This is a genomic window from Shewanella kaireitica (genome assembly GCF_023284045.1).
Classification (GTDB): domain Bacteria; phylum Pseudomonadota; class Gammaproteobacteria; order Enterobacterales; family Shewanellaceae; genus Shewanella; species Shewanella kaireitica.
The window spans coordinates 68,003-74,163 of record NZ_JAKIKQ010000023.1; the positions used below are offsets into that span (position 1 = coordinate 68,003).

Below are 6,161 nucleotides of genomic sequence, written 5' to 3' on the forward strand. Positions count from 1 at the left end.
GACCTAATCCTCCAACAAATTGAGACTACGGAGCGAAATTTGATTTTTGAGCTTAGTTGCAAATTCTTGGATTTGCATCTTACCTAAGTCAACACCCTCTCGAGTACGCACCGCGACTTCCTTATTTTCCATTTCTTGATCGCCAACGACCAATAAATAAGGGACACGCCTTAACGTGTGCTCGCGTATTTTAAAGCCTATCTTCTCATTCCTCAAGTCTTTAGTTGCACGAATTCCATGTTCTTTGAATAAATTGACAACTTCTTCAGCATAATCAGACTGTTTATCGGTAATATTCATAACAACAACTTGTTGTGGGGCTAACCAAGTTGGGAATTTTCCTGCGTACTCTTCTATAAGAATACCCAAGAAGCGCTCTAAAGAACCTAAAATCGCGCGGTGGATCATTACAGGAGTCTGACGACTATTGTCTTCAGCCACGTAAGTTGCACCTAAACGGCCAGGTAATGCGTAATCTAATTGTACCGTACCACACTGCCAAGCTCTGTCTAAACAATCATGAAGTGTGAATTCAATCTTAGGACCGTAGAATGCGCCCTCGCCCGGAAGAATTTCAAACTCGATGTCGTTAGATTTAAGCGCTTGCTTTAATGCTTCTTCTGCTCGGTCCCACATATCGTCATCGCCGATACGTTTTTCAGGGCGAGTAGATAGCTTAACCACGATATTCTTGAATCCAAATGTTTCGTATGTGTCATACACCATTTGAATACAAGCACTCACTTCCTGCTGAACTTGCTCTTCTGTACAGAAAACATGTGCATCATCTTGAGTAAAACCACGAACGCGCATCAAACCATGCAATGAACCTGATGGTTCATTGCGGTGACAACAACCAAATTCAGCCATACGTAAAGGCAAGTCGCGGTATGACTTAAGACCTTGATTAAAGATCTGAACATGTCCAGGACAGTTCATAGGCTTAATGGCATATTCACGACTTTCTGAATTGGTCGTGAACATTCCATCGGCATACTTATCCCAATGACCTGAGCGTTCCCACAACACGCGATCCATCATCAACGGACCTTTAACCTCTTGGTATGTGTACTGACCAAGCTTTTGACGGATGAACTTTTCAAGTTCTAGGAACAAACTCCATCCATCATTGTGCCAAAACACCATACCTGGAGCTTCTTCTTGCATATGGTAAAGATCGAGTTGCTTACCAATTTTGCGATGGTCGCGCTTTGCAGCTTCTTCTAAACGGTTAAGATGCACTTTAAGTGCTTTCTTATCAGCCCAAGCTGTACCGTATATGCGTTGCAGCATTTTGTTATCAGAGTTACCACGCCAGTATGCGCCAGCAACACTCATCAACTTAAAGTTTTGACAAAACTTCATGTTCGGTACGTGCGGACCACGGCACATATCGACATATTCTTCGTGGTGATAAAGCGCAGGAGATGCATCTTTACTGATGTTCTCATCAAGAATTTCTATCTTGTAGCTCTCACCGCGAGCTTCAAAGGTATCACGCGCTTCTTGCCAGCTGACTACACGCTTATCGACCGCATAGTTAGTTTTAGCAAGTTGAGTCATGCGCTTTTGCAGCGCATCAATATCTTCCTGGGTTAATTTATGATCTAAGTCGATGTCATAGTAAAAACCGTTGTCGATAACTGGACCAATCGCCATTTTAGCTTCAGGCCAAAGCTGTTTAAAAGCATGACCAAGCAAATGTGCACAAGAGTGGCGAAGGATCTCTACCCCCTCATCGTCTTTAGCTGTGATGATTGACAGCTCAGAATCGGTATCAATGATATCGCAAGCATCTTTTAGCTCACCATTAACACGTCCAGCAATACAAGCTTTTGCAAGACCTGGACCAATATCGGCAGCAACATCTAAAGTAGAAACGGGTTGAGCAAACTCGCGTTTGCTTCCATCAGGAAGTGTAATTACAGGCATGATTGTTCCTTTTCCAGTGGTGACCCCCACGTAGGGCCACTTGGGTTTAATAAATAAGAGTTATAACGCCACTGGGACAAGACCGTACAGGAGTCTATGTTTTCCAACGCGTAAGCGCGTAATTCTAAGGGATAGCGCCTAGTTGATGCAAGTTTTACCTTTATATTAGTTTTTCTAATTCAAATAATAAGAAAAGGTCATAAAAGACGATAGGAAATATTAGCTAACTGTCACATAAACATCATTCTTTATCGCTAATCTAGCCGCGTCTAATCAAGGAGGACATTATGATAAACGTAATAATACTGACAGCGGCACTTTCTACTATTAGTGCTGACGTTAACCAGCAGATGGCATCGGAAATGACAATAACAGATAAAACTACTTTAAAGATGGAGCTACAACAGCAGATAAATGCCAACATGGCGATACTCACTGAGCAATTAGATAAAAGCATTACAGAGAGTACATTCAATGTGGCTCTTAAGTTAAAACAAATGCGAACTACTTATATAGTGCAAGAAAAATCGACATTTATCGTTGCTGAATGATCGATACTAGAATTTTGGTTGGCAAATTAAGTAATAGATTGTGTGGAGAATATTTATAAGGCGATAATGACTACTGATTTACAAATCGTTTAGGGATCACGTCATGGACAAATGGGCACTCATCACCGGAGCAGCAAAACGGATTGGCTATAGTATTGCTAAGCAGTTGCATGCCGATGGGCTTAACATCATTGTTCACTACAGCAAATCCAGCAACGAAGCGATAGCGTTACAGTCAGAACTGAACCACATTAGGCCTAATTCTGCACAAATTATGCAGGCCGAACTGAACAATCAATTTGAACTAGAAAAATTTGTAGCTATGTTAAAGGTGAAATCTTTACCTATAAGTATATTAATCAATAATGCGGCTGAATTTTATCCTACTCCGTTAGGTAATACCGATTATCAAACAGCACAACAACTACTTGCAACAAACCTACTCGCGCCCTATTTACTCGCTGAGCAGTTAGCGCCTTTTCTAAAACAGCATAGCGGGTGCATCATTAACTTAATTGATATTCATGCTAGGCGCCCATTAAAAGATCATGGGCTATACTCTATTTCAAAGGCAGCACTTGAGATGGCAACGCTTTCGCTGGCACAAGAACTTGCACCTGACATCCGTGTAAATGGAGTCGCTCCAGGCGCAATACTCTGGCCAGAACTATCTAATGATGACTCTCAACAGCATGTCTTAGCTGAGATCCCTTTAGCAAAACTCGGTCAAGCTGAGGACATCGCTAAACTGGTATCTCACTTAGTGGGCGCACCCTATATCTCAGGACAGATAATTGCAGTAGATGGAGGGCGAAGCGCAGTCGGTTTTACGGGAGCTTAATATGCGATTTATTAACAAAACGATTTCATGCCCGCATTGCGGTCATCATCAACACCTCAATATAGATGCTACCGCTGGCGATCAAGAATACTATGAAGATTGTCGAGTGTGCTGTAACCCTATTCATATGCGAATGCACATCGATGAGTCACGTTTAAAAGTAGAGCTTTATATTGACTCTGATGACGAACAAATTTATTAGTCAATCCGCTATTTGAACATCAAACAGCGGAGAAACATTTTAGCTAGTTAGCAAAACGCTTTGCTAACACCCTCTCGACGGTATCGACTATCGCCTGTGTCTGGCTGTCTATCTCTATGTTCAATTTGTCCCCTGCTGCATACTGTTCTAAATTGGTTAACTTCAGCGTTTCAGGGATCAAATGCAGCATAAAACTGGTCTCTGTCACTTCACCTACGGTCAAACTGCAACCATTAACGCCAATAAAACCTTTATAAAGGATATAGTTCATCCATTTTGGCTCAACAGATAAACAAATATCATAATGCGATTCAGTTTTGCTGACTGATTTTAACTGAGCTTGAGTGTGTACATGACCAGATAAAATATGCCCGCCAATCTCACTGCCAAACGTTAATGAACGTTCGATGTTAACCTGTGATCCAGGTCTCAGATTTACTAGGTTAGTTAGTTTGAGGGTCTCTTCCATTACATCGAAAAACACCCTATCATCTTCTATTCTTGTAACTGTTAAACAAACACCGTTATTTGCGACACTTGCCCCTAGTGAAAGTCCCTCGCGCAAATCCGGTCCAGTTGCGATTTGTAGCGTATTAAATCCCGGTTTTTTATCTATCGCTAACACTTCACATGTTGCTTGAACTATACCTGTAAACATTTTTTCTCTCGTATGTATTAAGGGCTCACTCAATGAACCACTCTGGCTTTCAGGCCAAACGCTTAATTCAATTAGCACTGCCAGTACTAATTGCTCAAGTCACCCAAACTATGATGGGTTTTATCGACACTGTAATGGCAGGTCGAGTCAGCGCTGTTGATATGGCGGCTGTTGCTATTGGATCAAGCCTTTGGCTACCAGCATTGTTATTTGTGCAAGGGCTTCTTATGGCTTTCACGCCTGTATTTGCACACCATCATGGTGCCGACAACCAAAAAGCAATACAACCATTAGCGTTCCAAGCTGGATATATTGCCATAATAGGCAGCGCAGGTGTGATGTTCTTTCTCTCACTTGCGGACAATATTTTAGCCCTAATGGATTTAGAACCTGCGCTTGCAGAGCTCAGTGTTGGTTATCTCGACGGCTTTATGTGGGGGGTTCCTGCTTTTGTATTGTATCAAGTTCTCAGAGGATGTAGTGAAGGGATCTCATACACGCTACCTACCATGGTCATAGGATTTGTTGGATTAGCAGTAAACATACCGGCTAACTATATCTTTATTTATGGTCATTTTGGCATCCCAGCAATGGGCGGAGCTGGTTGTGGCATCGCGACAGCATTGGTTTTCTGGGCAATGTTTATAGCGATGATTATTTATATGCAATTTAGTGCGAAATTCAAAGAACTCGCACCATTTAAATCATTCCATCTTCCCGACATAAAAGTCATGGTAGATATGACAAAACATGGATTTCCCATTGCCATGGCGCTCTTTTTCGAGGTCAGCCTATTTGCAATAATTGCACTCTTATTAGCCCCACTTGGAGCAACGGTTGTCGCCGGCCATCAAATAGCACTAAACTTTTCATCGATTGTATTTATGCTTCCACTTTCTATTGGCATTGCAGTTTCTATACGTGTTGGTTATTACCTAGGGCAAGACAAACCTGAAATATCTGCAATGATTACTCGTCTCGGTCTGTTCATCTCTTTCTCTCTCGCACTTTTTACTGCCATTATTACGGTGCTGTTTAGAAATGAAATTGCACTACTCTATAATGATAACCCGGACGTAATTGCCTTAGCGGGTAGCCTAATGTTCTTTGCCGCTATTTATCAGCTATCTGATGCAGTGCAAGTTGTTACCGCGGGTGCGCTAAGAGGCTATAAAGATACACGCAGTGCTTTTTACATTACTCTTGTCTCTTATTGGGCTGTGGGTATGACTCTTGGCTATACCTTGGCAAGAACTGACTTATTAGTTCCGGCCATGGGAGCACAAGGATTCTGGATTGGACTCATTGCAGGGCTGACAGCGGCGGCTATTTTGTTTGCTATGCGATTGAGGTATATCCAAAAAAACGGCGTTAAACTTTCGTCGATGTAATTAATTTACGCTTATTTATGCTAAATACGCTTAAACAGCGCTCAAGTTGCACACCAAAGCAGCATTTAGCACAAAAGAGTGTTTTTTTACTTGCACCATTCCCGCATCAACCGTACTATAGCGCTCGTTCCAAGGCATCAGCCAACAGAACAAGCAATATAAACAGTCGCGGGATGGAGCAGTATGGTAGCTCGTCGGGCTCATAACCCGAAGGTCGTTGGTTCAAATCCAGCTCCCGCAACCAATACAACCGTAGCTCAGTTGGTTAGAGCACTACCTTGACATGGTAGGGGTCGGTGGTTCGAATCCACTCGGTTGTACCAATTTGTTTATATTCATAATTGTAAAAAATACAACCGTAGCTCAGTTGGTTAGAGCACTACCTTGACATGGTAGGGGTCGGTGGTTCGAATCCACTCGGTTGTACCAATTCTTATTAGTTGAATTCAAATACTAAGTATTACAGAGAAACATCCGGACGCGGGATGGAGCAGTATGGTAGCTCGTCGGGCTCATAACCCGAAGGTCGTTGGTTCAAATCCAGCTCCCGCAACCAATTCTTTATTAGTAGAATCAAAATAACTAT

At 42.2% G+C, this 6,161-nt stretch carries 6 protein-coding genes and 4 tRNA genes; 8 read left to right on the top strand and 2 right to left on the bottom strand.

The features are described from left to right. Nucleotides 1-3: 3 nt before the first annotated feature. A complete protein-coding gene (gene thrS, locus L2730_RS20230) occupies nt 4-1,932 on the bottom strand; it encodes a threonine--tRNA ligase (RefSeq protein WP_248976235.1) in 1,929 nt (642 codons plus the stop codon). Nucleotides 1,933-2,219: 287 nt separating this feature from the next. Here thrS and L2730_RS20235 point away from each other — a divergent pair, with 287 nt between their 5' ends. From L2730_RS20235 to L2730_RS20245, 3 genes are all read left to right on the top strand, one after another. Next, nucleotides 2,220-2,483, top strand: coding sequence for a hypothetical protein (locus tag L2730_RS20235; protein ID WP_248976236.1), 264 nt, complete (start codon nt 2,220-2,222; stop codon nt 2,481-2,483). Between the two features lie 103 nt (nt 2,484-2,586). Continuing rightward, nucleotides 2,587-3,324, top strand: a complete 738-nt coding sequence (locus tag L2730_RS20240; protein ID WP_248976237.1) for a pteridine reductase — start codon at nt 2,587-2,589, stop codon at nt 3,322-3,324. Between the two features lies 1 nt (nt 3,325). Continuing rightward, a complete protein-coding gene (locus L2730_RS20245; RefSeq protein ID WP_020912561.1) occupies nt 3,326-3,526 on the top strand; it encodes a CPXCG motif-containing cysteine-rich protein in 201 nt (66 codons plus the stop codon). A 43-nt stretch (nt 3,527-3,569) separates the two neighbouring features. Here L2730_RS20245 and L2730_RS20250 read toward each other — a convergent pair whose 3' ends face one another. After that, nucleotides 3,570-4,184 (bottom strand): riboflavin synthase subunit alpha, encoded by a 615-nt coding sequence (locus L2730_RS20250; protein ID WP_248976238.1) that lies wholly within the window; start codon nt 4,182-4,184, stop codon nt 3,570-3,572. A 32-nt stretch (nt 4,185-4,216) separates the two neighbouring features. Between L2730_RS20250 and L2730_RS20255 the strand changes: the two genes are divergently transcribed. The 5 genes from L2730_RS20255 (at nt 4,217) to L2730_RS20275 (ending at nt 6,131) form a co-directional block, all read left to right on the top strand. Further along, nucleotides 4,217-5,575, top strand: coding sequence for an MATE family efflux transporter (locus L2730_RS20255; protein WP_248976239.1), 1,359 nt, complete (start codon nt 4,217-4,219; stop codon nt 5,573-5,575). A 167-nt stretch (nt 5,576-5,742) separates the two neighbouring features. Then, nucleotides 5,743-5,819, top strand: a tRNA-Met gene (locus L2730_RS20260). A gap of 2 nt (nt 5,820-5,821) precedes the next feature. Further along, a tRNA-Val gene (locus tag L2730_RS20265) sits at nt 5,822-5,898 on the top strand. A gap of 29 nt (nt 5,899-5,927) precedes the next feature. Beyond that, nucleotides 5,928-6,004: transfer RNA gene (locus L2730_RS20270), tRNA-Val, on the top strand. 50 nt (nt 6,005-6,054) lie between these two features. Next, a tRNA-Met gene (locus L2730_RS20275) sits at nt 6,055-6,131 on the top strand. Nucleotides 6,132-6,161 lie beyond the last annotated feature (30 nt).

Coding starts and splice junctions, on each gene's coding strand:
- L2730_RS20255 (WP_248976239.1), top strand. CDS start 4,217: ATGAACCACTCTGGCTTTCAGGCCAAACGCTTAATTCAATTAGCACTG.
- L2730_RS20240 (WP_248976237.1), top strand. CDS start 2,587: ATGGACAAATGGGCACTCATCACCGGAGCAGCAAAACGGATTGGCTAT.
- L2730_RS20235 (WP_248976236.1), top strand. CDS start 2,220: ATGATAAACGTAATAATACTGACAGCGGCACTTTCTACTATTAGTGCT.
- L2730_RS20250 (WP_248976238.1), bottom strand. CDS start 4,184: ATGTTTACAGGTATAGTTCAAGCAACATGTGAAGTGTTAGCGATAGAT.
- thrS (WP_248976235.1), bottom strand. CDS start 1,932: ATGCCTGTAATTACACTTCCTGATGGAAGCAAACGCGAGTTTGCTCAA.
- L2730_RS20245 (WP_020912561.1), top strand. CDS start 3,326: ATGCGATTTATTAACAAAACGATTTCATGCCCGCATTGCGGTCATCAT.